Below are 25493 nucleotides of genomic sequence, written 5' to 3'. Positions count from 1 at the left end.
GCTCAGTTTTTTATCTCAAAAATAGGGTGTTTCAGAGGATATTATGAGTCGTGTGGATATCAGCGTCATTGTTCCTATCTGTAACTGTGAAGAGTACATAGAGCCTCTTTTTTCGTCGTTACTTGCTCAGGCCAATGTCTCTTTCGAAATTATTGCGGTGAATGATGGTTCCACAGATGACAGTCTTGTAAAACTGAATGAGATCGGCAAGTCGGTTACGAACCTGATTATTATCAGTCAAGAAAATAAAGGGCTGTCTGAGGCAAGAAATACAGGTATCCGACACGCCAATGGAGAGTGGATTGCATTTGTTGATGGCGATGACTGGTTGGAAAAAGATACGCTATCAACATGGCTTGAAAAAGCTAAGGAACAACGCCTCGATCTATTGATAGGTAATGGTTTCAAGTTTAATGAAAACCCAGAACAAGAAGTAAAAGAACCAATTCAGACGAAGCAACCATGGGGTGAGGTAATCAGCGGAGATGAGTGGATTATTCGTAGTGTGAAACATAACGAATGGTACCACTTTGCATGGTTGCAGCTAATACGTCGCGATATCATCTCATTGAACAATTTAAGCTTTATTTCAGATATGATGCATGAGGATATTCTATGGACGGCAAATTTAGCGCTGGTAGTTAAACGAGTAGGTTTCTGTGAAAAAGTAGCTTATGGCTATCGAATGGGCAATACGAATTCGATCACAAAATCCGTGTCGGTTGAGAAAATATCACGCAGAGCAAATAGTTATATTGACATCATGCATGGCCTGATTGATCTTGCTAGCCTGAAAAAAGACAACGTTATTTTAAATAAAGCATTAATTCGTCATGCCAATCGAGAGAGTCGTCATTTGTTTGGGCTTTTGCGTAAAAAAATATCATCGCCTGTTATCCGGCAACAGCTAGCTGAAAAATTTATCGCTACGGGTATTGGTGGGAATTTATTCAAGGGAATGACGTCATTTAATGATTTTTGGTATGCCTTGCGTTTTTATTTTACGGTTTACCAATATTCAAAGAAAAAATAACGGTCCTACCGATTCTTTGATAATTTACTTTGTAAGGGGCTAACGATGGCGTCGGGTAAGAAGTGCGTTACATCACCGCCGTGACGCGCGACTTCCTTGACCAGAGAAGATGAAATAAACGACCACTCTTCCGATGGCATCAGGAAAACACTTTCTAGTGTAGGCATCAGGTGGTGATTCATTTTTGCGAGCTGGAGTTCATATTCGAAATCGGCAACGGCTCGCAGACCACGCACAAGAATATTGGCTTTTTGCTGCTGCGCGAAGTGCACCATGAGATCGCTAAAACCAATTACCTCGACGTTCGATAAGTGCTGCGTGGCACCCTTTGCCAGCGCGACACGTTCATCCAATGTGAAGAGCGTATTCTTGCTGGGGCTGGCAGCGATGGCTAGTACCACATGATCGAACAGTCGTGATGCACGCGTCAGCAGATCCAAATGACCATTGGTTAATGGATCGAACGTTCCAGGGTAAATCGCTTTGGTTGTCATCACATCAGCCCTTTATTCACAATCTCGGTAACTTGTTTCACTGTGTCCGCTGAGGTAAATAAGGCTCCAGTAGCGTTAGCAGCATCTGTAGTGCACCCTGATTTTGGTGTAATACTTCTACGGCGTGTCGACCATAGTAGAGGCGATAGTCTTCGTCAGCGAGCAGTTTTCCCACTTCTCTTCCAAGTGAATCTGCATCGGTCACGGTAATCAACCCGTCGGCCTGATCTAGCTTGTTGCAGATGTCTTTGAAATTGAAAGTATGTGGCCCCATCAATACCGGAATCGCGTGGGCTGCGGCTTCTAACGGATTATGTCCGCCTCGTTCAACCAAACTTCCACCCACAAACGCCAGATCGGCAATGCCGTACAACAGCATCAGTTCGCCCATGGTATCCCCGATAACCACCTGAGTGCTTGCAGAAGGCTGTTCACCGCTGCTGCGTAGCGTGTAGGTGAACCCCAGGTTTTCTGCTAACGCCTGCGTGGTGGAGAAACGTTCCGGGTGGCGAGGCACAAGAATCAATAATAAGTCGGGGTAGGTGGCAAGCAGCTGTCGGTGAGCCGCCAGAACGATCGCTTCTTCACCTTCGTGCGTGCTGGTAGCGATCCACACTGGGCGATGTGGCGCCCATTGTCGACGCAGTGTAATCGCTCGTGCTGCCAACTCTGGCGTTACGGAGATATCAAATTTGAGGCTGCCGGTCACTTTCAGGCTTGAGCGCTTCAGGCCAAGATCGATAAATCGATTACCGTCTTCCTGATTCTGTGCGGCGACGAGGGTAATGCGCTGCAAAATATGGCGCATGAGTTTGCCGATCTTTTTATAACCCGCCGCAGAGCGCTCTGACAGTCGGGCATTTGCAATAACCAGTGGAATTTCTCGTTTATGCAACTCCGCGATCAGGTTTGGCCAGAGTTCGGTTTCCATAATGATGACGATTTTTGGACGGACCTGATCAAAGAAGCGCTTCAGGGCACAGGGCAAATCATAAGGCAGATAAACGTGATAGACCGTATCGCCAAAAGCGGAACGCACGCGCTCGGAACCGGTCGGTGTCATAGTTGTTACTGTGATCGGCAGATTAGGATAACGATGGCGTAATGCTCTAACCAGAGGGATGGCAGCCAGCGTTTCACCCACTGAGACCGAATGCAGCATGATGCCGTCTGGTTTAACCTTCTCTGCACAAAAACCGTAGCGTTCACCCCAGCGCCGACGATAGGCAGGAGCCTTGCGGCCACGAAGCCACAGGCGAAGCCAAATCAACGGCTGGATGAGGTACAGGATGATGGTGTAGAGAGTTTGTAACATAAGATCTACTGTTATCGGTTATCGCTGGGGGGATTTTATCGGGTTCGTGAGGCGATTGCTATGAGTTATAAGAATGATATCTCTTCATAGACTCAAAGATTTAATATATTTCTATTTTTATGTGATTCTTATGATGGTACTGAAGGCGTAAAGGAATCAGAATAATTATTTATTCCATACCCAGTGGCATAATGTAATTTATTTTTTATATTAATCCATGTGTTTTCATTATTAGATTCTTCTATTATTATTTTTAATTTAGCTAATAACTCAGCCTTGGAGGAGAAACTGTCATTTTCCATAATGTCGAAATTTATTTCATTTCTATCATTTTTGTATTTTAATGCAATTACATTGTTCATATAAGCATCATAATATGCAGTCGAATTATAAGTAATGACAATATCAAATTCTTTCGAATTTAGAGCATCACTCACAGAGCTAGACTCATAAAATTTTAATCCGAATGACTCTGATATTTTTCTATATTCTTCTATATCTAACCCAGGGTGCGGTTTTATTGTGACGTCAATATCTATTTCGTTAAGGCAAGAAGATATGATGCTAATTATTTTAATGTTCTCATCGCTATAAGTTTTTCTAGAACATAAGAATAAAATTCTACATCTACCTTTTATTTCGTATGGTGAGAGTTTTTTTATTGGATGCGGATACCCACTAATTTTTATCTTCGCTGGGGGGATGCTACCGTACCTTAAAAACTCATCCTTTGTGTATTCCCCCCAACATAATATATAATCAGAAGGCATATTGTCGAGAGTGATAATGTCTATTTGAGGTATGTTAGGAAATGAGTAAATAGCATGTTGCAGGGTATATGTTGTGACGTTATGTAATCTAAAATAATTATCAATAATAGCTTCCAAAGGTAATGAGCTACAAAAACTACAATATTTTTTGTATTTCCATGAGATTGTTTCTTTTTGTAACAACTCTATGGTATTTATATAGTGTAGCATGGTTAGGAATAATATTAATTTGCTTTTAATTGGTAGATCTATCTTCCTTTTAAAGAATTCTAATATCGTAAATTTAAATCCTTTAAGAGAGAATAAAAATTCAAGTTTTGGTTTTTCCTCCATCTTGAATGTGTTTTTAATATCAACCTCAGACATTGCATGATGTATAATTTCATTATAATCCACTCTTTTTCCATATGGGCCCATGCTAAATAAAATATCATCATTAAATAATGGAATGGATATTTTTTGCGCAAAAAAGATGTTGATTAAATGTTTTCGGAATGATTTCTTCTGTCCATAAGATAGGCATGCTATATCAAAAGACATTATGTTGGATAAATTATATCCATTATAAATAAGAGACATTTCCTTTCTATTTTTTAGGTATTTTTTATACATTATTCCATTATCACTTTTTTAGTTATATGCTATTTTAATTATTGATGACATTTTATTTTACATGACAAGAAGGTTATGTCAGTAAGTGTCAATGCAGTTGTAGCCTTAAATTAACCTGCGAGGCTTGCTTTTCCCGCTTTGGATTTAACGTCACGCTTTTCTGCCATTGCCAGTTTCGCGTCTGCTGTGAACAATATTTGGGTTGCTACTCTCGCCACTTGATAAACCTCGGTGTACCAACAACGCTTTTGTATGCCGCTGCAACAGCCCCGCACCAAGGTGATGTCCCACGCCCACACCCTGAGCGTGGTTGGTGGTTTTACTCGACTCTACTTGATGTGATGACTGCTGTGGTGAACTTCTCCATGGTGACACAGTACTCGATAAAAGGTCGATTTACTCGCCAGATAAATCCCTTTATTTGCCAGTGTTGCCAGGTGCTCAATATCGCGGTAGGCTACCAGCCCAACTGGCACGGGCAGTTTATTCACACGAGAAATTTACGTTCTGAGGAAATACGTTTCATTTGTCATTTTGGCGCCCTCTGGATTCATTTTTAGGCGGGATGACAAGGGGGCTGTGTTAATACTCGTTAAGGTATGAACCATATATTACCCTTCCATTTTCTGTAGACAGCAAATAATTCATATAATCTATATCTTCTTTGTAGTCTATATCAAATTTGCAAACGTCTGGGGAAACAACATAACCAATTTTTTCTCCTAAAAATTTCTTTTCATATTTTTCTGGAAACTTAAATAATTCACCTGAGAATATCCTAAATGACGGTTCACAATCCTGTCGTCTAACCATAGAACGGTCTTCAAACTCTTTTATTAATGGTGTCAATATATGATTGTTTTCTTTAAATATTCTAGGGTCTTCTCTTGTAACAACGCAAATAGAGCTAAATTCTTCAGTGCGATATTTTTCATATGCGTCTAAGAATGTTTTTTTATCTCTAAAAGGATGTGTTGGGCGTAGCCAAAGAATATGGTCGGGAGGTGTGATTTCATTTACTATACATTGGTTTAAAATATCTAAAAGAACATCCTCCTCCATAGAGTCATCTTTTGCTGCATTAGAGCTCCTAAGAAAAGGAATCTCAGCACCGTATTTTTTTCCTATAACAGAGTATTCATCACTATCAGTAGAAAGAATGACTTTATTTACAAATGGCAATGACTTCGCAAACATAATTGAATGTGCAAGAAGGGGCGTGTTATCTAATGGATATATATTCTTCCCAGGAAAACCTTTAGAGCCACATCTGGCAGGTACTATGGCCCATAAATTATTATTTTCTATATTTATGATGTTCACTTTCATTCACCTTTTTCTCACTAGAACCTAATATTGTTTCTGCATCCCGAATTTGATCAACATATTCTTTGAATGCTGAAGTGGTTAAATCAATAGCTACTGCATCAAAGTGTGCCCATTCCGTATTCCCAAGCTTAACATGTTTTTCTACCATCTTTGCCCCAGCTGCAACCGCTAAAGCAGACGCTTTCCATCCGAAGTCATGGCTTGAGTAACCTGGAATGATGCGAGGATCTGCCTTGGAAAGCTCATGATAATGTCTCACAACTGCGATATTACAATCTTCAAGTGGGGTTGGATAAGCAGAGTTGCATTGCAATAGATATAAATTTTCGCAATGAATAAATGTTTCTGTTATAAATCTCTCATATTTACTGTCAGTCATTCCCGTTGATAAAACGACCGAACCTCTATAATTATTGGCAACATAAGTGAGGTAATCAGTATGCTCTGAAATTGTCGATGGTAATTTTACCATTGATAAGCCAATATCCATCATGAACTGAAACGATGCTTTATCTAAAACAGAAGCAAACCAGTTTATATTGAGATCTTTACACAAATTATTAACGAATTCAAAATCATCTTTACTCAGTTCTAAGTGGTGTCGATAATCAGAAAATGTTTTACCAAATGGTGAAATATACTTCGATTTCAACTGCTCTTTAGTATAAAAACTATTAACATCCCTTTTTTGTAATTTAATAAAGTCAGCTCCGGCCGCTTTACTCGCTCTTATCATTCTCTCCAAACGAAGGCGATCACCGAAATGATTCGTTGTTAGTTCAGCAACAATCGATACATCATACTTATTTTTTCCTTGAACCTTGCGTTCTACCGTTTGGTTCATTTCATCTGGTGTTAGTGAGCTAAATCCGCGTTTTCCAACATGGTTGACGGAAATATTGGTATCGCGTAGAAAATATAATGCATTAATAAAATAAAACTCTTGTAATGATATTCTAATGGTTTTTTCTTCTTCGCGATATGGCGAATAATCATGGCCAAGTTGTTTACTGTATCCAGCATTAGGGTCAAAATCAAACCCGATCATGTAAACATTTTGAGGTTTTCCTCGAATATCTGCTACATTACGAGCTACTTTTAGCGCGGTCATAAACAGCATATCTTCGATATACAGTTCATGACTCATTAGACGCTGCATAATTAACTCTGAGGATTCCTGCGTCAATGGAATATATGGTGCGTGTACAATCGTCCTGTTTTTCGGGGAGAAGTCACGCATCGAGGTGATGTATAGTTGAGAGCGGAATCCACCTTCTTGTAGCCCTGCTGCCACCCAATTCTCATGGAAAATAGTAATATCAGTTGGCGCAATACGTTCAGAATCATTTACGCCAATAACTAATGATCCAGCATAAATTTCTGGGCGGACGAGATCTGCAGAAGGGCCTTTACCCAAAATGAAAATATTATTGGTGCTGTATGTCGACGCGATATTTTTTAGTTGGCTCAAGAAATTGCCCATGGAATGGCTCATCGTTTACTTTAATCTCACAGTTATGTTCAAGTGCAATCATCAATCCAGGTAATAAATCCCAAGTGTAAGCACCTTTAGGATTAATAAAGCGCTTAAATGCGCCCCTTGCTACGTTGTATAAATTATAAACCGCGCAACCTGTCACTCTGTATTCTTCTGCTAGGCACATACCTTTTGGTATGTCTTCATGAAATGATGAAGAAAACCCAGTAATTCGTGAATTTAAATAAGGGATTTTATCCCCTGTAACAAGTTTTTCGTTTAATTCTGGCATCATCAGCATACTGCCAAGGTGTTTGCCATCCCTCCATATTCCTAGTGATGTCCCCCATTCTTTTAGGCCAGAACAAAAATTCTCTGTACCATCAATAGGGTCGAGCAGTGCAACGTAGCCATCATATTTTTGAGTCCTGAAATCAAAACTTTCTTCACCTACAAATGTGAGGTTTGGTAACTTATTTTTCAGCCATTCAGAAATGTAATTTTCAATAAATCGATCTGCTTCTGTTACCGGACTATTATCTTTTTTATATTTTATTTTATAACGTAATCTTTTAATTTCAGATAAGTTATTTGTTACGATATCGGCACATTCATCTAATAAATTTCTTATTTCAATTTCCACATTATATCCTTATTAAGTTTCTTATGATAAGTGTTAGGGGAATATTAGGAAAGCCTGTAGTCTGCAGGTGCCGACTACAGAGGAACCAATCTACCGCTGATTTTTATTTTCAAAAAATAAATTCATAAATTCATAAATTCTTCGGATAAGTTTATCCTAGTATAGGTTTTTTTATGTATCTCTTTGTTTTCTATTTTGCTCTCTAGTGAAAAAACAAAATCGTTAATATTATGAAGATGCCTAAATGGAATGTCGGTATACTGGTATTCCCACCATGCTAAAGATAACAATTTTTCTATTATATCATTGTTAAATCTGAACCTAATAACTTTAGCGGGTACTCCGATAACTACAGCATAAGGTGGTACATCTTTTGTAACAACTGCATTCGCGCCGACGATAGCACCGTGTCCAATTGTAATACCTCCTTTTAGAACGACATTCTCTCCAATCCAAACATCATGTCCGATAGTTGGAAGCGGTAAATTTTCATTAAATTTATGTATATCATTTTCATTTTCTAGTTTCAGTATTTTTGAAAATTCTTTATTGTATGTTAATGGGCTTGTTGTGAATCTGTCGGTTGGATGCATGGTTCCCATGATAGTCACTTTTGAAGCAATGCTACAAAATCTACCAATCGACATTTCATTCGGAAAAGCGCTGCTGCTATATGAATAAGCACCTATTGAGCAAAAACTTTTATGTGGCATAGTTGCGTATGCCTCAGCGAAGATATCACAAGTTAATGTTATTTTTTTACCGGGTCTTAGTAATAGAAAGTTTCTTTTCTTGTAAACATTTTTTATTCTAAATATAGAATCAAGGAATATGTTTTCAGATATACAAAATCTCTCGTGTTTTTTTGTCCATCTAAATGTAAATGGATAACTCATCTTTTTTATCTCAATGTATCTGAATGTTATTAATAGGATGTTAAAATAAGTTGAAATCTCTTTTAATATTCTGGAGCATATACTCTGCTGTGTATTTTTTTATTATCTCAATTTCTTCCTCTTCTATTTTACAAGAAATAAAAGTATAGAAATTATCTTCGGTATCATAGTCTAATATAAAAAATCTATTTGGCGTGTAAAAATCATAGTCCATTACTTTAATATTATTTGTTATTATTTTTTTATTAAACGCAATAGCTTCTATAGTTCTTAATGTCAATCCATCTTGCCCTTTGTGATTGATTTCTACTATTATTTCCGAAGAAATAACCTTGTTTATATTTTCTTCATAGCTTAACTGTTTCCCATTGAAATAATTCCCCCCCTCATTTTTTCTATCAATAAGATAAAAGTCTGGGATGTATTCGTTTTTTTTCAACAATAAAGCTATTGATTTTAAATGTTGTTCTCTATCCGTTCTGTACTCACCGACAAAGAAACAATTTCTATTTTTTTTCTCAATCAATAACGAAGGGTTGTTCCTTATGTTTATTATATTGGAGTATGTAAATGGTAAGAACTGATTCAAATAGATTAAGTTATATTTTTGACAATCACTCGGATCAAAGCTATAAATTTTATCAAAATGCGCTTTGACCTCATTTATAAATCCATTCCCCAACATAAGCCATTTTTTTCTATATATCATTTCATTTTCAAGATGAATCATTGTATCTCGAATAACTAGTGCTTTCTTACATTTTATTTCTTTTATTAAATCTAAAAAACCTAAAATACTGTATCCATTGCAAATTAAAAGATCGTCTTTTTTTATTTTTCTTAATTTTAGAAAAACATGGATTTTAACAAACCAAGAGTTAATGCCAATTTTTTTTAATTTTATATTTTTTTTTGTGAAATGCTTCATAGCATTATTGATTTCTATAACGGCATGTTCATTTTTTAAATTTTTAATCATCAATTTTTCATAGCTTGCATTCCATTCTATAAAAAATACTTTCATATATTTTCCTTTTATTTAAAAAGATAATAATTTACTCTACTCAATATCCCTTTTAAAAAGTTGAATTTTTTAAACTCATGCTTTGATTTTTTCTTCCATTGTAATGCTGTTGTTGGTTCAAGTAACGGCACATTGTCCCATGTGGACTCTATATGTGCTTTTTGAAAAAAGTATGTTGAAGGATATGTACTCCAACTATGCCAAGGTTTAGTGGCACCTACATAATGAATGAATATACTTTTCTCTGTGATTATTTCCTTATATTTTTGATGTGTTCTATCTTTTAGCTCACTTTTAATTGAATAAATACAATTAAATTTGCGTGGTAAGATAATTGTTCTTTTTAAGAAAAATAGATTCAATACGTCTTGATCTTGATATTTTAAATTTTTCCCTTTTATAGGGTCAGATAACAGCGATATCGCTTTTTCTGTAAGTCTATGTGTTTCCCATTCTGCTAGGTTTATATATATAAAACCAGCATTGAAATATAATCCATTTATTTCTTCCACCCCAAGTCTCTCTGCCGCTAGAGCTTGCATTGGCTCAATGTCTGGAACGACGCATGCAAATTTATTATCTAGGTTTATTTTTAAAAGTTCATTAACAGAACCTTTGCAAATAATATCTGCATCGAGATAAAGAAGTTTAGATATCGTACTGCTAAGTAATTTAAAAATTATAAATCTAAAATATGTTGCAAGTGGCCATTTTTTACTTGGTAACTCTTTAAGATAGCTCGCATCAATTAGGTAAATTTCTATTATAGTATTAAATTTCTTACTTAACTCCCTTGCTCTTTCAATATAATCATCATCGATGTAATCCGTAAATATATGAAATCTGAAGTTAATTTTTTTATTGTTAATAATCAATGATGTAATTGAAATGGCTGCGCCAAATAAAAAATTCCTATCTACGCCATATGAAACGTCGAAAAAACAGTCTGAGTAAATATTTTTCTCGTTAATGGATATTTTATTTAAAATAATGTTTTCGATTTTAAATTTCATGTTATTCTCTGTTTGTTTTTTTTATAAAATATAGCATGTAATGCTTTATACTTTTTAGTATATTTATTTTATGCATTTCATGCTTTGCACTGTAACGGAGTTGATTAGTCGACGTGGCTTTTTCCAGTGGAACATCTTTCCATGGCGAAGACTCCTTAGCACTATAAAAATAACGTGAGCTAGGATACTGTGCCCATTCATGCCAAGGTTTAGTTGGCCCAATATAATGGATAAAAACTGTCGAGTCCGTTATGGGGTGCGGATAGGTTTCGCCCGTTTTGCACTTTAACTCATAATTAAGGCTAAACTGTATGTTATATTTTTTATCCAGAAACTGAATATAACCCGGTAAAAGCATATTTAGGATGTCTTGATCCGGATAAGAGATCCTATTTGCGATTTGGGGATCTGATAACATGGTCATTGTTTTGGTTGTAACATCATGCTTATGCCAGCTAGCCAGATTAATGAGTAGGAAACCAGAGTTAAAATAGCCATTTCTAATACCTGGTGTTTCCAGACGCTGTGCACATTTTCCCCACCACTGACTTTCTCCTTCGGCGACGGCAGCAACAATATTTTCGCCGATATCAAGCGTAGCGAGTTCTTGTAGGGAACCGTTGCACACAATGTCTGAATCAAGATAGATAATCTTATCGAGTTGTTGATAAAAATAGTCAGTAACGAGAAAGCGAAAATAAATAGCGTACGACCAATTCTTGGTGCTAGGTAGACGTTTAAGCCACTCACAGTTAACGTTATATAAGGTAATGGTGGTGTGGTATTGCTCGGCGAGTGCTTGAAAACGTTTTCTGCTATCTTCGTTTAATGTGTCGGTAAATATGTGAAACGCCAGCCGCTGCTCAGGGTTTTTAATCAGTATTGAAGTAATCGCAATCGCACAGCCAAATAGAAAATTTTTATCGGTGCCAAATGCAATATTCAATGGATTTTTTTCGGGGTCCACCGGAATATATGAGAAACAGAGCGTTTCTGTTATGACATCTTCTTTTTTGAAATACATAAGAAATCCAGTAGGTGATTATTCCATCACTTGGTGGTGAATGGCGGCATTGATAACTGCTTTCATTTCTTTGTAATAGGTTTCATCATAGAAACGGTGAATGGACACTGAGATTTGTTTCGCATCCAGTAAAGGCTGTCTATTGACCACGCCCTGCAAACTACTCCGCAGTGTGGTCGTATCACCAGGTTGATAAAGTTGCCCATTGACGCTATTCCTGATGATATCTCTCGGCCCAGAAGGGCAATCACTGCTAACACAATAGATGCCGTAAGACATGGCCTCAAGTAACGTCATGGGTAGCCCCTCAAAGGCAGAGCTCATGACGAACGCGGAAACATTTTTAATATTATGTTGTACATATTCCCATGGTGCTGCCTGCCAGCCGTGCCAGTGGACGTGTGCGGCAATGCCCAATTTTTTAGCATACTCCTGACACGCCTGGGCGTCTGAGCCATCGCCAATAAAATGGCATTCCCAATCGCCTGTCAGCCCAGAAAAAGCATCCAACATATCTTTGAGGCGTTTTTGCCCTTCAAATTTAAGCCGTCCGACATAGATAAACACGGCTTTTTCTGCCTCGGCGGGACGGGGTATCACTGTGGTTTGTGGCGTCACTGGATTGAAAATGACCGCAACACGATCGGCAGGAACTCCCCGATCGACCAACTGTTGTTTGATGCCAGAACTGATTGCTAGGTGGTAATTGGCAGCCAACACGTGCTCTGAATGCTTTTTATGGTCAAGCGAATAGTGTATCCAAGAGACCAGCGGAGGGGTGGTCTTGCTTGCGCGAATGGCTTGTGCGGCTACACGGCATGAAGGTGAATCAAAGGCAATAACGACATCCGGTTGGCTCTGTTTAATATGCTGTGCCAGCGCACAGGAATGACTCAGGCGACGTAGAAATGAAATCTTGATGTTTGAACGGTGGCAAACGAATTTTTTCCCTTCTAGCCATACTTTGTCCATGCGGTCATCGCGACACAAAAAATATAGTGTGTAGTCGTTTTTTGTCTCGACGTCATTTTCAAGAAAGCCGGTTACTTTTTTCAGCACGGTTTCTATACCGCCGAACCCAGAAGTGGCTTCACCAACAAATAATATGTTCATAAGTGTTATCAGGCAGGAATTACAATGCCTTACGCTCCGTTCGCACGCGTATCTTTTCTGCCTTTACACGTGCTTGTTGAAATAAAGGCTGTTCGTGTTGCAGCGTGGTACGCAACGTTTGCCGATCAAAATAGATCGTTAAAAACCACAGTAAATCGTTTTTGGTTAAACCAATATCAAGCGATGAAAAATAAAGACCGATAAGGTCCTTATTCCGCCAGCGCAGGGGAACACGATTGCGAAGTTGTGCCCGATGTAAATCAATGACTGAAATTTTAAATTGCGTATCTGTGGGCTGATAAGGTAGATGCAGTAAAAAATGGCAGATATAGCAATCACGGTGATTAATCCCGCTAGAATGCATGCCGCGTACCATTTCTGCAATGCGGCGTATAAGGCGACGTTTTTCTTTCACAGAAGGCGGATTAATCAGCCAGTTTGCGCAATAGTCTTCCAGACTAATCGAAGGGTTAAGATCTTCGGTAATGATGAAGGAATGACGTCGTAGTGGGTTTAACCCACGTTGGCCGAATCCAATACCCTTCATGGTATCTACACCCAGATCTGCCAGACGATGGATGGCTTGCCATTCACGATCGGCACCGAGTACGGGCAGTCTGAGTGATAGCAAATTCTTCAACGCTTCTTTGAGCGCGGTGCCACGATGTATTTTGATGAAGTAGGATTTTTCTTTCAGTACAAAACGCAGCGTCCGGCGACTTTCCAATGCGCGAAAAACGTCGCCATCTAATTTTTCAACTTCTTCGAAGGGATCGCGATCTTTCCATTCCGATGCAAACGGCTCTTTTAGTTCAATCATGCTGTTTATTCACTCATCACTGCCTGAAATCAGCATCGCTGCTTTTTCAGGCAGGCTGTATAAATCTTCGCTATCGGCGAAATGACGGGCGTTGTTAGCCCATTTCAGTAATGTTTCTGGCTGATTCAGAGCATCATGTAGGGCCATATTCAACGATGTTTGTGCATAAGGTGAAGGGATAACAGCCCCTGCCCGCGCCTTGTCGATATAGGGCGCGTAGCCACACACGTCAGTCACCATCACTGGTAGTCCAGCGGCTATCGCTTCAAGCAGTACAATTCCCGCAGCTTCCTGATAAGCTGGATGCATCAACAGGTCTGCTGCGGCCATGAAATCAGGGATGTCATCACGTCCTGAAAAGAAGCGTACGTTATCTTCAATGCCACACTGCTTGGCCAATGACAGATAGCGCTCCGGCTTATCTTGCCCGACAACGAAAAAAATGACTTTCTGACGTAATCCGTCAGGTAGACTCGCGATAGCCTGAATACTGCGTTCCACACCTTTACGTTTAAAATCAGATCCTACCTGAAGTAGGAAGATAGCGTTGTCGTCGATACCTTGTGCGCGGCGAAAGGTTTGTCGAACGTCAGGTGCTTGACGGTCGTATTTTCTGTCGAGAGCGATGCCTGGTGGCAAAATAAAAAAGCGTTCATCTTGTGTGTTGTAGTGCTTCTTGAAATCTGCGATTTGTCGCTGCGTTAACATCAGCATTTTTGTGTGGCTATCGCGTTTAAAGACTGCCTTTTCAAAGGAGGCATAATGTCTGTAACGTGGCATTAAGCGGTAGATTGCCCCTTTCTCTTGCTCGACTTTCTCTGCGTAACAAACATCGGCGGCATAGTAGAAATCTAGCGCTGGCATTTTATTAAAACCAACAATCCGATCGACAGGATACTGTTGGAGATGGCGTTGAACCCATTCACTATAACGCTGATTTCGTCGGTTATTACTCATGCCCGACACGGGAACGAAAATAATCTCAAGGTTATCTGGCTGTTCACCTTGCCATGATAAAACATAGACGCGGACCTGATTCCCCAGCTTTACGCAAGCTTGAGCAATACTATAAAAGTCACGTTGCAGTCCGCCGAAAGGGAAATATTTATACAGGCAGATGGCAATATTCATTGCACTTCCTCGTTTGTCGAACGATCTGCCAATAGGCTATTTACTGCTTGAATGACCTCTTGTGCAGGGATGCAGGAAAGGTATTTTTGGTTCCTATCGAGATTTTTTCTTTCCGGCATCGGTTGATAGTCCCCAGCCCAAATAACGATACTGTTGTCAGACCAGGGTCGCCATTTTTTATGATCTGTCGGTCCAAACAAGCAGACTAACGGTGTATCGAGCGCTGCTGCCATGTGCATTGGTGCGGAATCGACGCCGAGATAAAGTTTGGCTCTATCGATTAATGCGGCGAGTTCCAGAAAACTGGTTTTACCTGCAAAGGCTATATCCGGCTTGTGTTTGCATAGAGCATGGATATCTTGAATAACATGGAGATCGTCCGGGGACGGTCCGCAGGTCAGTACCACTTCGAGGCCTCTTACTTTCAGGTCGTCGATGACAGTCGCAAATTTATCATTGTCCCAGCATTTAAAAGACTGTCTCGCCGTAGGCTGGATGACAATATAATCTTGCTCACGTAGCTGTGGAGAGATACTGAACATACGATTGGCATCCTCCTCTCTGTAATACAGCGACATCCGATCTTTTTGAGTGGTCGGCTGTAAGTTGAGAGGAGAAAGCACGGAGCGGTTTTGCTCAACAATATGCGTTCCCCTTGCTGAAACGCAGGCGCTGAAAAATGAGCGCCACATCTTTCCTTTCAGGTTATTGCCCCGATCGAGAGCAAGACTGCGACACCCCAATGATTTTACTAATAAGGCAATCGGCCACTGATCAGCCAGATTGACGATAAGGTCGTAATTGTTTTGCTTAAGCTGTTGCCTGATTTCTTTGAAATTACGGACTTTTTCCAAAAAAGTACGGGTCTTTCTTTTGAGACCATAAAGCGCATTTATCTCCGGGTTTGCAGAGAGAATGGGCATCGTATCTTGGTACAGTAATACGTCGATTTTAGCGTCAGGATAATTGGCTTTCAGCGTGCTGATGAGCGGAGTGGTCAGCAGCATATCGCCATGATATCTGAGCTTTACCACGAGAATCCGGTGATAAGGGATGATGCGTTGACTCACTCGTTTTCCTTCATATAATCAAAAGGTTATTATTTTTTACAGGCACGCTACCGCCCCTGGCTCGACAGCTACCAGTTAACTGAGATGATCCGAAATGTTTCGGCGATTTGCGGTGCGCAAATTTATTGCGCACGTATTCAAACCCAGTATGGTACTAAAACCCACATCCCTCTCACAGAGGTAAATGCTACTGCCATACGCTAATTATAACAGGGCTAATTCTTTAGCCATTTTCCAGTCAGCGTTGTGCCGAGGCAAAATGCCATAAGCCACGCGATAAGCATGTCTCGTGAATAGAGAATGACATCGCTAAGTCCATACATCAGCAGAGCAAAAAGCAGCGCAGCAGAGAGGTGGCTGCGTAGAACAAAAAATGAAAAATAAAATAAAGAGGCATAGAGCAACACAAGCAATATTGCTCCCGGTAATCCCTTAAGGGAGAAGGCATCAATCACTTCGTTATGCAGATGAACATTCAAAAATTCAACGGCACCCGCTAAGCTCGGTTTTTGTTCTGCTTGTGCAACGATTCGCTCTGCGCGCTGTTCGGCGGACTGCCCCAATAACGCGTCTTCCCCGGCTTCGATACCTGATTGATACATCGCGATTCGTGCACCAACCGAGGTTCTGCTGTTATTCATACTATAGCTGTGTACGTCATTAATCAGATCGTTAATACGCTGATGAATCGTCTCCTGAAAAAGGAATAAGCACAGGAGAAGCGTGGCCGATGATCCGACTAATGCTTTTATAAATAGCGACTTACTGTGCCTGACTTCTGACAATAAAATGGTCGCACCAACAATAGGATAGACGAGTATGGCTGCCCGTGTTTCTGTTAGTAAAATAGCGACAGTCACTAGCAGAAAATGCCCCAGATAGAGGTAATATTTATAAGCAGAATTGAGCTTAAGCAGTGCCTGTGCACTTAAAGCACCGATGAAGGTAAGAAAATAGGCCGCGCTCGTTGCGGTACCAAATACTAATCCAATACGGTGCATTCCACTGAATAATGACTGATAGAACGCGTAGCTCAGCGCGAAAACACAGATTGCGATGATGTAGAAGAGTGGCTGTCGCTGATTTTTTTGCGAGATATGCAGGACTGTCAGCAGGATGAATGCACCCAGAATACCGGCATGGGCGGATGTCCTGTAGGCGTTATATACATAAGGTAAAAGGCTATCGGGTTGATAATAGTGGTGATACCAAATGAGATTGGTTAAGCCGATAGCCAGCAGGCAAAGCGGAATCAGTAATAACCGCTTAGCGGCTATTACTGTTCTTAAGTGTGTCACCACATAGAAAACAGATAGTGAACCCGTGAGATAAAAAAGCCACCCGGCAATAATGCTACTAAATGGCATAATAGCTAATGTGAGTAAACAGCCTGGGAAAATCGCTTTCAGTGCGATAGTCGCACTTATACTGGGCGCTTTTCCCAGTTCGTACCTTAATTCATTGAGCATGTATTTGTTCACAGTCGGGAGCGATATTACTCGCCTGATTGCAGGTAATTCTATACCCGTCATACTTCAAGTTGCATATGCGTTGGCCGCGTTCACTCACCCGAATCACTTACTTTTGTAAGCTCATCGGGATTCCTTCCCTTGCCGCCTTCCTGAAACTCGAATTATTTAGGGTATATCAGCATTTCTAGTTTCTGATGGACGAGGCTAGCGGGAATTGTCTCCATTTTCTGGCTTTCGGACATTTCTACCACTTGGTTCATCCCATAGCCGCCAATCAGCCCTGGGTCGGTGGGGCCGTATAAGGTGATATTCGGGCGATCCAGTGCCGCCGTCAGGTGGCTAAGCCCAGTATCGACGGAAATAACGGCCTTGGCACCCGCGAGTACCTCTGCGACCTGTTGCAACGTCAGACGCGGTAAGACGTCAACGTGGGGGAAGCCTTCCGCCAACCGTAATGCGCGCTGGTGCTCATGCGCCGCTCCCCAGGGGAGTTTGATGTGTAATCCACTCGGTGCTAATAGCGCAATCAGTTCACGCCAGTGCGCTTCCGGCCAGTGCTTTTCATCACGCGTCGTGGCGTGGAGAAACACCAGATAGCGGTTGGTGTCTTCGGGCGGCTGAGAAAGGAACCGCTGGGCAATCGCATAATCGCCGCGTTCAGTAGGTTTTCTATAGCCCAGACTCGCAGCAAACAGCTCCCGTACGCGCTCGACGGCATGCTGCCGACGGCTTATCGGGTGGCGATAGTTATAAAACCAGCTTGCCAGCGGCTCACGCGCGCTCTTGCAATCCAATCCGTGTTTCTTTCCGTTAGCGAGTCGCGTAACCAGCAGCGCACTTTTAATCAGCCCCTGCGCATCGATAACTGCATCGTAGCGGTATTGACGTAGTTGGCGCTTGAATTCTGCACGTTCCTGACGTATCGGGGCACTAAACCAGTTTTTCCGCCAGCGGCGTATTGCCACTGGAATGACGCGGGAAACTGCGGGGTGCCAGCTTGGAATTTGTGCGAAACCTTCTTCAACCGCCCAGTCGAACTGGATACCGGGAATAGCCTGCATCGCGTCGGTTAAAGCGGGCAACGTATGTAGCACATCGCCCATCGACGATGTTTTCACGATCAGCACTCTCATGCGTCTGCTCCCGGCGCCCGATTTACTCCCAGAATGAGATGCTTATCCAGCGCGCTGAGCACGCGTTCGGGCTGAATATCGATCAAGCTCTGGTGATAACCTTGCTCGGCATCCCCTTTACGCACCCGGTGATAACCGGTAATCAGGCGAATCACTTCAGCCTGATGGGACAACGGCGGGGTAAAATCGGGGCTACTCGGGCCATAAAGCGCGACAAGCGGGCGATGAAGCGCCGCGGCGACGTGCATGAGCCCAGAGTCATTGCTGACAACGGCATGACAGGCCGCAATCAAGACAACAGCCTGTTCCAGCGAGGTTTTCCCCGCTAGATTGGCGCAGTGCTGTCGGGCATCCTCAGTCAACCCCTGAAGAATATCGTCACAGGCTGAACTATCATTGGCGGAACCGAACAGAGCAATCTGGTAGCCGCGCTCAATCAGTGATTGCGCCAACGCAGCGTAGTGATAATGCGGCCAGCGTTTGGCAGGGCCAAATTCGGCACCGGGGCAAAAACCGATGATGGGGCGTTTATCGCTGAGGTCAAAGGCCTGCGTTATGTCCGCAATTTCGGCATGATTAACCTGTAACTGTGGCCAAAGTAACGGCTGCGGCAAGTCCTCGGCACGATGGATACGGCTACGGTCATAGGCTAATGCTGCGTAGCGCTGAACCATCAGTGGAAATGCGGCTTTATCTAGCACGCGTAGGTCGTTCAACAGCCCGTAACGCATCTCGCCGCGCCAGCCTGTGCGTTGCGGAATGTTGGCAAAGAACGGCACCAGCGCAGATTTGAAGGAGTTGGGCAGCACGTATGCTCGGTTATAACCTGCATCGCGCAGGGATACGCCAAGACGACGGCGTTCGCCCAGCTCAAGTGCGCCGTGGCCTAGCGGCATGGCTAACGCCTGATTGACTTCCGGCATTCGTGCCAGCAGCGGACGGCACCACGCTGGCGCCATCACGTCAATGACCGCTTCCGGGTGTTCAGCCTTCAATGTGCGATAAAGGCTGTGCGACATCATCATATCGCCGACCCAGGAAGGGCCGATGACCAAAATTTTCATACCGCTTATGAATCCTTATCCGATTAAACGGTACGGTTCAGCCAGGTCATATATTCCGCTACGCCTTCGGCGACGGTTTTGAACGGCTTATCGTAGCCCGCGGCCCGCAAGTTGGTGAGGTCGGCCTGCGTATAGGCCTGATAGCGGCCTTTCAGTTTTTCAGGGAATTCGATGTACTCCACGCCGCCTTTGTTATGGAAGGCGAGTGTGGCGTCGGCAACGGCCTGGAAGGATTCGGCACGACCGGTACCGCAGTTGAAGATGCCCGAAACACCATTTTGCCAGAACCACAGATTGACGGCCGCGACATCACCGACGTAAATGAAGTCACGTTTGAAGTTTTCGCTACCAGAGAACAGCTTCGGATTTTCACCCTGATTAATCTGGTTGTTCAGGTGGAACGCGACGCTTGCCATGCTGCCTTTGTGCCCTTCGCGCGGTCCATAGACGTTGAAATAGCGGAAGCCGCAGATCTGCGATTCCGCTTCCGGCAGAATCTCACGCACGTACTGATCGAACAGGAACTTGGAGTAGCCATAGACGTTCAGAGGCTGCTCGTATTGGCGGTCTTCGATGAAGTTATCGTTACGACCGCCGTAGGTCGCGGCCGAAGAGGCATACAGGAACGGAATACTGCGATCGAGGCAGTAGTGCAGCACATCTTTGGAATACTGATAGTTGTTATCCATCATGTATTTGCCATCCCACTCGGTGGTGGAGGAGCAGGCACCTTCATGGAATACGGCCTCGATATCGCCCAGATCGTCACCCGCAACGATGCTGGCGACGAAATCTTCCTTATCCACGTAATCTGCTATGTCCAGATCGACCAGATTGACGAACTTGGTGCCGTCTTTCAGGTTATCGACAACCAGAATGTCCCGGTAGCCGATGTCATTCAGAGATTTTACGATATTGCTGCCGATAAAACCGGCACCGCCAGTAACGATAATCATGGGTGCGACCTTTGTTAATCATGCCGGTGAGGCACCGCGCCCCACACTGTTTATGACCGCTATAATAGCATTTCATTTTACTGCAAGCAGCCAGAGGTTAATTTATCCCGTGTTGTCCCAACCTTTTAAGATGATTCAGGTCGTGACGAAACCTGCATTTTCAGACTGTTTCCCCCGCATTTCTGCCCACATCCGCTAGCTTAAAAACCATAAAGCAATCTTTTTATGGGAGATGGTCGCTATGCCTGCCGATTTTTATCAACAACTTACTACACAAATCATGGCTGCACGCACCGAAGGCGTGTTTAAGGAGGAGCGAATTATTACCTCTGCGCAGCAGGCCGAAATTGAGGTGATGGATAGCGACCGTCTGCTCAACTTCTGCGCCAATAATTATCTTGGTCTGGCGGACAGCCCTGAGTTGATTGCCGCTGCAAAAGCGGGATTGGACAGCCACGGTTTCGGCATGGCATCGGTGCGCTTCATTTGTGGAACGCAGGATATCCACAAACAGCTGGAGCGTAAGCTGGCGGATTTTCTAGGAATGGAGGACGTAATTCTCTATTCCTCTTGTTTTGATGCCAACGGCGGGCTGTTTGAAACGCTGATGGGGCCGGAGGATGCGATTATTTCCGATGCGCTTAACCACGCCTCGATCATTGACGGTATCCGGCTATCGAAGGCTCGGCGCTATCGTTATGCCAATAACGATATGAGCCAGTTGGAAGCACAACTGCAACTGGCCAGAGCCGAAGGGGCAAGGCACATCATGATTGCCACCGACGGCGTTTTCTCGATGGATGGTGTGATTGCAGACTTGCAGGGAATTTGCGACCTGGCGGACCGCTATGATGCGCTCGTGATGGTTGATGATTCCCATGCAGTGGGATTTGTGGGCGAACAAGGGCGCGGAACGCATGAACACTGCGGGGTGATGGATCGCGTCGATATCATCACCGGCACGTTAGGCAAGGCGCTGGGTGGCGCATCGGGCGGTTATACGGCGGGCAAGCGGGAGGTTATCGACTGGCTGCGCCAGCGTTCTCGTCCCTATCTGTTTTCCAACTCGCTCGCGCCTGCCATTGTCACCGCATCGCTCAAGGTGCTGGATTTGCTGGAATATGGCGGAGAACGACGTGATCGCCTGTGGAAAAATGCCCGCCTGTTTCGTGAAAAGATGACTGCCGCAGGGTTCACGCTGGCAGGTGCCGATCACGCCATTATTCCCGTGATGCTGGGCGAGGCGCAACTGGCACAGGATTTTGCTCAGGCGCTACAGCGGGAAGGCGTTTACGTCGCGGGCTTTTTCTATCCTGTTGTTCCCCTTGGTCAGGCGCGTATTCGTACCCAAATGTCGGCTGCCCATACGTCGCAGCAAATCGAATTCGCTGTCGAGGCTTTTATCCGCGTGGGCAAGCGTCTGGGTGTGATCATCTGAGGAAACTGTCATGAAAGCATTGGCAAAATTGCGACCGGAAGAAGGTATCTGGATGATGGATGCCCCCATGCCAGAACTCGGGCATAACGACATCATGATTAAAATCCGCAAAAGTGCGATTTGCGGAACGGATGTGCATATCTATAACTGGGACGAATGGTCGCAGAAGACCATTCCCGTGCCGATGGTCGTCGGGCATGAGTACGTGGGTGAAATTGTCGCGATTGGTCAGGAAGTTAACGGTTTTCATATTGGCGACCGGGTTTCTGGTGAGGGGCATATTACCTGTGGCTACTGCCGTAACTGTCGCGCTGGGAGACGTCACTTATGCCGCAATGCCATCGGTGTCGGGGTAAACCGTCCCGGCTCGTTCGCGGAATATCTGGTGATTCCTGCCTACAATGCATTTCGCATTCCCGACAATATTTCTGACGAATTGGCCGCTATTTTCGACCCTTTCGGTAACGCCGTGCATACCGCACTTTCCTTCGATTTAGTGGGGGAAGATGTGTTGATTGCAGGGGCAGGGCCGATAGGCATGATGGCCGCGGCGGTGTGCCGTCACGTTGGTGCAAGGAATGTCGTGATTACCGATGTGAATGCATACCGTCTGGAGCTGGCTAGTAAAATGGGGGCAACGCGTGCCGTCAATGTGGCAGAGGAAAAGCTGACTGACGTGATGATAGAACTGGGTATGACCGAGGGGTTTGATATTGGGTTAGAAATGTCGGGCGCACCATCGGCCTTTCGCGCGATGCTGAAAGCGATGAATCACGGTGGGCGAATCGCTATGCTGGGCATTCCGCACGAACCGATGTCGATTGACTGGGGCGAAGTGATTTTTAAGGGATTGTTTATTAAAGGCATCTACGGACGGGAAATGTTCGAAACCTGGTACAAAATGTCTGCGCTGATTCAGTCCGGACTGGATTTGTCCCCGATTATCACCCACCGCTTTCACATTGATGAGTTTCAAAAAGGGTTCGATGCTATGCGCTCCGGTCAGTCGGGCAAGGTTATTCTCGATTGGGATGAGGCATATACTCGTCATACTTCGAGTTGCATGTGCGTTGACTGCGCTACTCGGCATACTTAACGTGTACTTCGCCCCTCAGGGGCCGCTGCAAGCCGCGTTCAAATCAGCCTTTAGCAGATTTGTCACTCACCCGAATCACTTACCTGAGGAGCATGCGCCTGACATTACGGCTGCTTGTGCGTTTCGGTGTCGGCAGGGGCAATCCAAGTTTGCCAGCGGTGCTTGATAAACAGCATGGGTGCGCTGTCCCGAATACTGCTGCTCACCAGCCTGAAGAACACATCGTTTTTCACCGGTTCCGGCAGCTGTTTGACCTGGCATTGCGGTATGCCGCGGAACGGATTACGCGACTTGGGCGGTTTCTGTGGCTGAGGCTCATAATGCTGCGTAGGCTCATTCAGCAACTGGCTGGGGCGCACTAAGACGATATCGGCATCCAGTGTAGGTAGCATCTGCTGCAAGACGCGGATAGTTGAAGGATGTGGGTGCCCAATAGCGATAGCGGAACCGCTGCGGCGGGCAATTTGCACCGCGCGGGTAAACTGTTTACGAATCTCGGCTTCGTTCTGCGAATCGTCCAGAAAGACTTTGCGTTTGATAACTTTGACGCCCGTTCCTGCTGCGGCCTGACTCGATTGGCTGCTGCCAATGGTCATACTATCGAGGAAATAGAGCTGGTAGGCGCTCAGCGCCTGCATGACTTTTTGCATACCAGGCAGGCTGGCGGTCATCGCGCTGCCCATATGGTTATTCAACCCTACGGCATAAGGCACGTTACTGACCGATTGGCGAATAATGCGCTGAATTTCATCGCTGCTCATGTCTGGGCGTAACGTGTCGCGCTCCAGCGGCTGCTTGCTCATCGGTGCCATCGGCAAGTGGATCAGCACTTCTCGCCCTTGCTGGTGGGCTTTAGTCGCCATTTCACGGGCGTACGGTGCGTTAGGTAATACTGCGACGGAAATTGCCGTAGGCATCGCCAGAATCTGGTTCTCATTATGTGGACGATAGCCGAAATCATCGATGACGATGGCGAGTTTTCCGGCCAGAGCCAACGGAGAAAGTGCGAATAGACTCAATGCCAATAACGGTGTTTTGGTTAAATAAGACAAGACTATCTTCCCAGCCAAGGTTGTGGATTGACCGCCTGACCCTGACGACGGATTTCAAAATATAGCCCGGCCTGACTTTGCCCGCCGCTGGTGCCGACCAGTGCGATAGGTTGGCCTGCTTTGACCTGAGCGCCAACGGATACCAATGCGCTTTGGTTGTAACCGTACAGGCTCATGTCCCCTTTACCATGCTGCACAACAACGACCAGCCCGTAGCCCTGTAGCCAGTCGGCCATCAGTACGGTACCGTCGGCGATAGCTTTCACTTCAGTCCCTTCCGGTGCAGTAATCACCAAGCCTTTCCAACGTAGCTCACCCTGTAGTGGCTCGCCGAAACGGTGCTCGATGCGGCCGTTAACCGGCCATATAGCTTGACCTGAAGGCCGCCCTAAACCGCCAGTGCGTGCCATCAATGAGCGTTCACCTTCAGTCGGTTTGTAGCTACTGCCACTGCGTTTGGCCTGCTCTTCTTTGGCGCGAACCTTGGCAGCCTCGCGCGCTTCTCGTTCAGCGCGAGCTTTCGCTTCTCGTTCTGCACGGGCGATCTGATCGCGCAATCGGGTTTCATTCTGGCGCAGTTCCGTCAACTGCTGCTGATCTTTTTCCAGCGAACTTTCCAGCGTCGACAGCGTTTTCTTCCGATCGGACTGCGCCTGTTCCAGCGTTTGCTGTTGCTGTTGTTGGTCACTTAACAGCGTTTTTTGCTGCGTCTGTTTTTGTTCTAACTGACGTCGTTGATCCGCCAGCTCTACGCGGGTTTGCTGCAAGTCGTTGATGGATTTCTGTCGTGCTTCATTCAGGTAACCAAAGTAGGCGAGGATACGCTCGTTGCGCTGGCTTTCCTCTCCGCTGAGCATGAGTTGCAGTGCGCTGTGCTGTCCTTGTCTGAAAGCGGCATCAAGCTGACGAGAAAGGAGCGTTTGTTGCTTATGCTGCTGAGATTGCAGTTTTGCGATAGAGGCGCTGAGGCTGGTTAATTCTTTATTTAGCGTGGACAGCGTATTGCGCGTTTCATGCAGTTGGCGACTGGCCTGAGAGATGGACTGCTCCTGCTTCTTCAACTGCTGAACTAATGTACTGCGCTGCTTTTGTTGCGCTTGAACGCTTTTTTCTTTCGCGGCGATATCTTGTTGCAGGGTCTTTAGCTGTGCCTGATTATCTTCCGCCTGGCTGAGCGCGGGCAACAGCAAAACGCCAACGCAGAGCGCGCTGGCGCAGCGGGTGAGCAGCCTTTGTAATGCAGATAACTGGCGATCGGCGCTACATACCACTCGACTCTGTACAAATAACGCGTTTTTACTCATATCGATAAATTATTCCACGATGAACAGCGGCTTACCAGTTGTCTCTTGTCTGATTTCTATTTCCAGACGTGACAAGCATGGCACAAAGGCACGCGTCTATGCGTGTCAATAATAGATAAATGGAAAGCGTGCCGCAGATTCGATACGCTATATTGGCTTACTGGCTGTAATTGCCGTATCGCGCAGGTATACTCAGGAAACTTATATTTTTGTT

General features: G+C 44.3%; 24 protein-coding genes. 3 read left to right on the top strand and 21 right to left on the bottom strand.

Features of this window, described 5'->3' with window-relative positions; genetic code table 11:
• Nucleotides 1–43 precede the first annotated feature (43 nt).
• Complete coding sequence (locus A0G03_RS12630) at nt 44–1033, top strand: glycosyltransferase (protein ID WP_048258226.1); 990 nt, start codon at nt 44–46, stop codon at nt 1031–1033.
• A 5-nt stretch (nt 1034–1038) separates the two neighbouring features.
• Here A0G03_RS12630 and coaD read toward each other — a convergent pair whose 3' ends face one another.
• From coaD to rfaD, 19 genes are all read right to left on the bottom strand, one after another.
• The gene (coaD, locus tag A0G03_RS12625; protein ID WP_048258227.1) at nt 1039–1527 is read right to left on the bottom strand and encodes a pantetheine-phosphate adenylyltransferase; all 489 of its coding nucleotides are present in this window, start codon (nt 1525–1527) and stop codon (nt 1039–1041) included.
• A 37-nt stretch (nt 1528–1564) separates the two neighbouring features.
• Complete coding sequence (gene waaA, locus A0G03_RS12620) at nt 1565–2842, bottom strand: lipid IV(A) 3-deoxy-D-manno-octulosonic acid transferase (RefSeq protein ID WP_048258228.1); 1278 nt, start codon at nt 2840–2842, stop codon at nt 1565–1567.
• A 128-nt stretch (nt 2843–2970) separates the two neighbouring features.
• The gene (locus tag A0G03_RS12615; protein WP_048258229.1) at nt 2971–4224 is read right to left on the bottom strand and encodes a hypothetical protein; all 1254 of its coding nucleotides are present in this window, start codon (nt 4222–4224) and stop codon (nt 2971–2973) included.
• Between the two features lie 329 nt (nt 4225–4553).
• Complete coding sequence (locus A0G03_RS21875; RefSeq protein WP_157860044.1) at nt 4554–4715, bottom strand: hypothetical protein; 162 nt, start codon at nt 4713–4715, stop codon at nt 4554–4556.
• A 91-nt stretch (nt 4716–4806) separates the two neighbouring features.
• A complete protein-coding gene (locus tag A0G03_RS12610; RefSeq protein WP_080965200.1) occupies nt 4807–5553 on the bottom strand; it encodes an acylneuraminate cytidylyltransferase family protein in 747 nt (248 codons plus the stop codon).
• The gene (locus A0G03_RS12605) at nt 5522–7036 is read right to left on the bottom strand and encodes an N-acetylneuraminate synthase family protein (protein WP_157860045.1); all 1515 of its coding nucleotides are present in this window, start codon (nt 7034–7036) and stop codon (nt 5522–5524) included. The genes A0G03_RS12610 and A0G03_RS12605 overlap by 32 nt, the downstream gene beginning before the upstream one ends.
• Nucleotides 6981–7673 carry an inositol monophosphatase family protein gene (locus tag A0G03_RS12600; RefSeq protein WP_053075276.1) on the bottom strand — a complete coding sequence of 231 codons (693 nt, stop codon included), beginning with the start codon at nt 7671–7673 and terminating at the stop codon, nt 6981–6983. The genes A0G03_RS12605 and A0G03_RS12600 overlap by 56 nt, the downstream gene beginning before the upstream one ends.
• 122 nt (nt 7674–7795) lie before the next feature.
• A complete protein-coding gene (locus tag A0G03_RS12595) occupies nt 7796–8569 on the bottom strand; it encodes a CatB-related O-acetyltransferase (protein WP_053075277.1) in 774 nt (257 codons plus the stop codon).
• A 40-nt stretch (nt 8570–8609) separates the two neighbouring features.
• Nucleotides 8610–9593, bottom strand: a complete 984-nt coding sequence (locus tag A0G03_RS12590; protein WP_048258232.1) for a WaaS/CpsH family glycosyltransferase — start codon at nt 9591–9593, stop codon at nt 8610–8612.
• Between the two features lie 11 nt (nt 9594–9604).
• Nucleotides 9605–10606, bottom strand: a complete 1002-nt coding sequence (locus A0G03_RS12585; RefSeq protein ID WP_048258233.1) for a glycosyltransferase — start codon at nt 10604–10606, stop codon at nt 9605–9607.
• 1 nt (nt 10607) lies between these two features.
• Nucleotides 10608–11630 (bottom strand): lipopolysaccharide 3-alpha-galactosyltransferase, encoded by a 1023-nt coding sequence (waaO, locus tag A0G03_RS12580; protein ID WP_048258234.1) that lies wholly within the window; start codon nt 11628–11630, stop codon nt 10608–10610.
• An 18-nt stretch (nt 11631–11648) separates the two neighbouring features.
• Complete coding sequence (waaB, locus tag A0G03_RS12575; RefSeq protein WP_048258235.1) at nt 11649–12743, bottom strand: lipopolysaccharide 1,6-galactosyltransferase; 1095 nt, start codon at nt 12741–12743, stop codon at nt 11649–11651.
• Nucleotides 12744–12762: 19 nt separating this feature from the next.
• Nucleotides 12763–13563: a lipopolysaccharide core heptose(I) kinase RfaP gene (gene rfaP / locus A0G03_RS12570; RefSeq protein WP_048258236.1), complete on the bottom strand. Its 801-nt coding sequence runs from the start codon at nt 13561–13563 to the stop codon at nt 12763–12765.
• Between the two features lie 9 nt (nt 13564–13572).
• Entirely contained in the window at nt 13573–14694 is a 1122-nt protein-coding gene (locus A0G03_RS12565) for a glycosyltransferase family 4 protein (RefSeq protein WP_048258237.1), read from the bottom strand.
• Complete coding sequence (rfaQ, locus tag A0G03_RS12560; protein WP_072061983.1) at nt 14691–15764, bottom strand: lipopolysaccharide core heptosyltransferase RfaQ; 1074 nt, start codon at nt 15762–15764, stop codon at nt 14691–14693. The genes A0G03_RS12565 and rfaQ overlap by 4 nt, the downstream gene beginning before the upstream one ends.
• A gap of 215 nt (nt 15765–15979) precedes the next feature.
• Nucleotides 15980–17233 carry an O-antigen ligase family protein gene (locus A0G03_RS12555; protein ID WP_189315162.1) on the bottom strand — a complete coding sequence of 418 codons (1254 nt, stop codon included), beginning with the start codon at nt 17231–17233 and terminating at the stop codon, nt 15980–15982.
• Between the two features lie 164 nt (nt 17234–17397).
• The gene (gene rfaC / locus A0G03_RS12550; protein WP_048258239.1) at nt 17398–18369 is read right to left on the bottom strand and encodes a lipopolysaccharide heptosyltransferase RfaC; all 972 of its coding nucleotides are present in this window, start codon (nt 18367–18369) and stop codon (nt 17398–17400) included.
• A complete protein-coding gene (gene rfaF / locus A0G03_RS12545) occupies nt 18366–19433 on the bottom strand; it encodes an ADP-heptose--LPS heptosyltransferase RfaF (RefSeq protein ID WP_048258240.1) in 1068 nt (355 codons plus the stop codon). Before rfaF ends, rfaC begins: the two co-directional genes overlap by 4 nt.
• A gap of 23 nt (nt 19434–19456) precedes the next feature.
• Nucleotides 19457–20389 (bottom strand): ADP-glyceromanno-heptose 6-epimerase, encoded by a 933-nt coding sequence (rfaD, locus tag A0G03_RS12540; RefSeq protein ID WP_011091805.1) that lies wholly within the window; start codon nt 20387–20389, stop codon nt 19457–19459.
• A 241-nt stretch (nt 20390–20630) separates the two neighbouring features.
• Here rfaD and A0G03_RS12535 point away from each other — a divergent pair, with 241 nt between their 5' ends.
• Together A0G03_RS12535 and tdh are read left to right on the top strand one after the other, a co-directional pair.
• Entirely contained in the window at nt 20631–21827 is a 1197-nt protein-coding gene (locus A0G03_RS12535) for a glycine C-acetyltransferase (protein ID WP_048258241.1), read from the top strand.
• 10 nt (nt 21828–21837) lie between these two features.
• Complete coding sequence (gene tdh, locus A0G03_RS12530; protein ID WP_048258242.1) at nt 21838–22923, top strand: L-threonine 3-dehydrogenase; 1086 nt, start codon at nt 21838–21840, stop codon at nt 22921–22923.
• A gap of 104 nt (nt 22924–23027) precedes the next feature.
• Here the strand turns inward: tdh and A0G03_RS12520 are convergent, their stop codons facing one another.
• Nucleotides 23028–23975, bottom strand: a complete 948-nt coding sequence (locus A0G03_RS12520) for a divergent polysaccharide deacetylase family protein (RefSeq protein ID WP_048258243.1) — start codon at nt 23973–23975, stop codon at nt 23028–23030.
• A 2-nt stretch (nt 23976–23977) separates the two neighbouring features.
• The gene (gene envC / locus A0G03_RS12515) at nt 23978–25279 is read right to left on the bottom strand and encodes a murein hydrolase activator EnvC (protein WP_048258244.1); all 1302 of its coding nucleotides are present in this window, start codon (nt 25277–25279) and stop codon (nt 23978–23980) included.
• Nucleotides 25280–25493 lie beyond the last annotated feature (214 nt).

Source organism: Pectobacterium peruviense (assembly GCF_002847345.1).
Classification (GTDB): Bacteria; Pseudomonadota; Gammaproteobacteria; order Enterobacterales; family Enterobacteriaceae; genus Pectobacterium; species Pectobacterium peruviense.
Note: the sequence above shows the minus strand (reverse complement) of the source record. Positions and strands in the feature narration are given on the sequence as shown.

Bases quoted from the DNA above. Each gene is read 5' to 3' on its own strand.
- A0G03_RS12630 (WP_048258226.1), top strand. From the start codon at position 44: ATGAGTCGTGTGGATATCAGCGTCATTGTTCCTATCTGTAACTGTGAA.
- coaD (WP_048258227.1), bottom strand. From the start codon at position 1,527: ATGACAACCAAAGCGATTTACCCTGGAACGTTCGATCCATTAACCAAT.
- waaA (WP_048258228.1), bottom strand. From the start codon at position 2,842: ATGTTACAAACTCTCTACACCATCATCCTGTACCTCATCCAGCCGTTG.
- A0G03_RS12615 (WP_048258229.1), bottom strand. From the start codon at position 4,224: ATGTATAAAAAATACCTAAAAAATAGAAAGGAAATGTCTCTTATTTAT.
- A0G03_RS12610 (WP_080965200.1), bottom strand. From the start codon at position 5,553: ATGAAAGTGAACATCATAAATATAGAAAATAATAATTTATGGGCCATA.
- A0G03_RS12605 (WP_157860045.1), bottom strand. From the start codon at position 7,036: ATGGGCAATTTCTTGAGCCAACTAAAAAATATCGCGTCGACATACAGC.
- A0G03_RS12595 (WP_053075277.1), bottom strand. From the start codon at position 8,569: ATGAGTTATCCATTTACATTTAGATGGACAAAAAAACACGAGAGATTT.
- A0G03_RS12590 (WP_048258232.1), bottom strand. From the start codon at position 9,593: ATGAAAGTATTTTTTATAGAATGGAATGCAAGCTATGAAAAATTGATG.
- A0G03_RS12585 (WP_048258233.1), bottom strand. From the start codon at position 10,606: ATGAAATTTAAAATCGAAAACATTATTTTAAATAAAATATCCATTAAC.
- waaO (WP_048258234.1), bottom strand. From the start codon at position 11,630: ATGTATTTCAAAAAAGAAGATGTCATAACAGAAACGCTCTGTTTCTCA.
- waaB (WP_048258235.1), bottom strand. From the start codon at position 12,743: ATGAACATATTATTTGTTGGTGAAGCCACTTCTGGGTTCGGCGGTATA.
- rfaP (WP_048258236.1), bottom strand. From the start codon at position 13,563: ATGATTGAACTAAAAGAGCCGTTTGCATCGGAATGGAAAGATCGCGAT.
- A0G03_RS12565 (WP_048258237.1), bottom strand. From the start codon at position 14,694: ATGAATATTGCCATCTGCCTGTATAAATATTTCCCTTTCGGCGGACTG.
- A0G03_RS12555 (WP_189315162.1), bottom strand. From the start codon at position 17,233: ATGCTCAATGAATTAAGGTACGAACTGGGAAAAGCGCCCAGTATAAGT.
- rfaC (WP_048258239.1), bottom strand. From the start codon at position 18,369: ATGAGAGTGCTGATCGTGAAAACATCGTCGATGGGCGATGTGCTACAT.
- rfaF (WP_048258240.1), bottom strand. From the start codon at position 19,433: ATGAAAATTTTGGTCATCGGCCCTTCCTGGGTCGGCGATATGATGATG.
- rfaD (WP_011091805.1), bottom strand. From the start codon at position 20,389: ATGATTATCGTTACTGGCGGTGCCGGTTTTATCGGCAGCAATATCGTA.
- A0G03_RS12535 (WP_048258241.1), top strand. From the start codon at position 20,631: ATGCCTGCCGATTTTTATCAACAACTTACTACACAAATCATGGCTGCA.
- tdh (WP_048258242.1), top strand. From the start codon at position 21,838: ATGAAAGCATTGGCAAAATTGCGACCGGAAGAAGGTATCTGGATGATG.
- envC (WP_048258244.1), bottom strand. From the start codon at position 25,279: ATGAGTAAAAACGCGTTATTTGTACAGAGTCGAGTGGTATGTAGCGCC.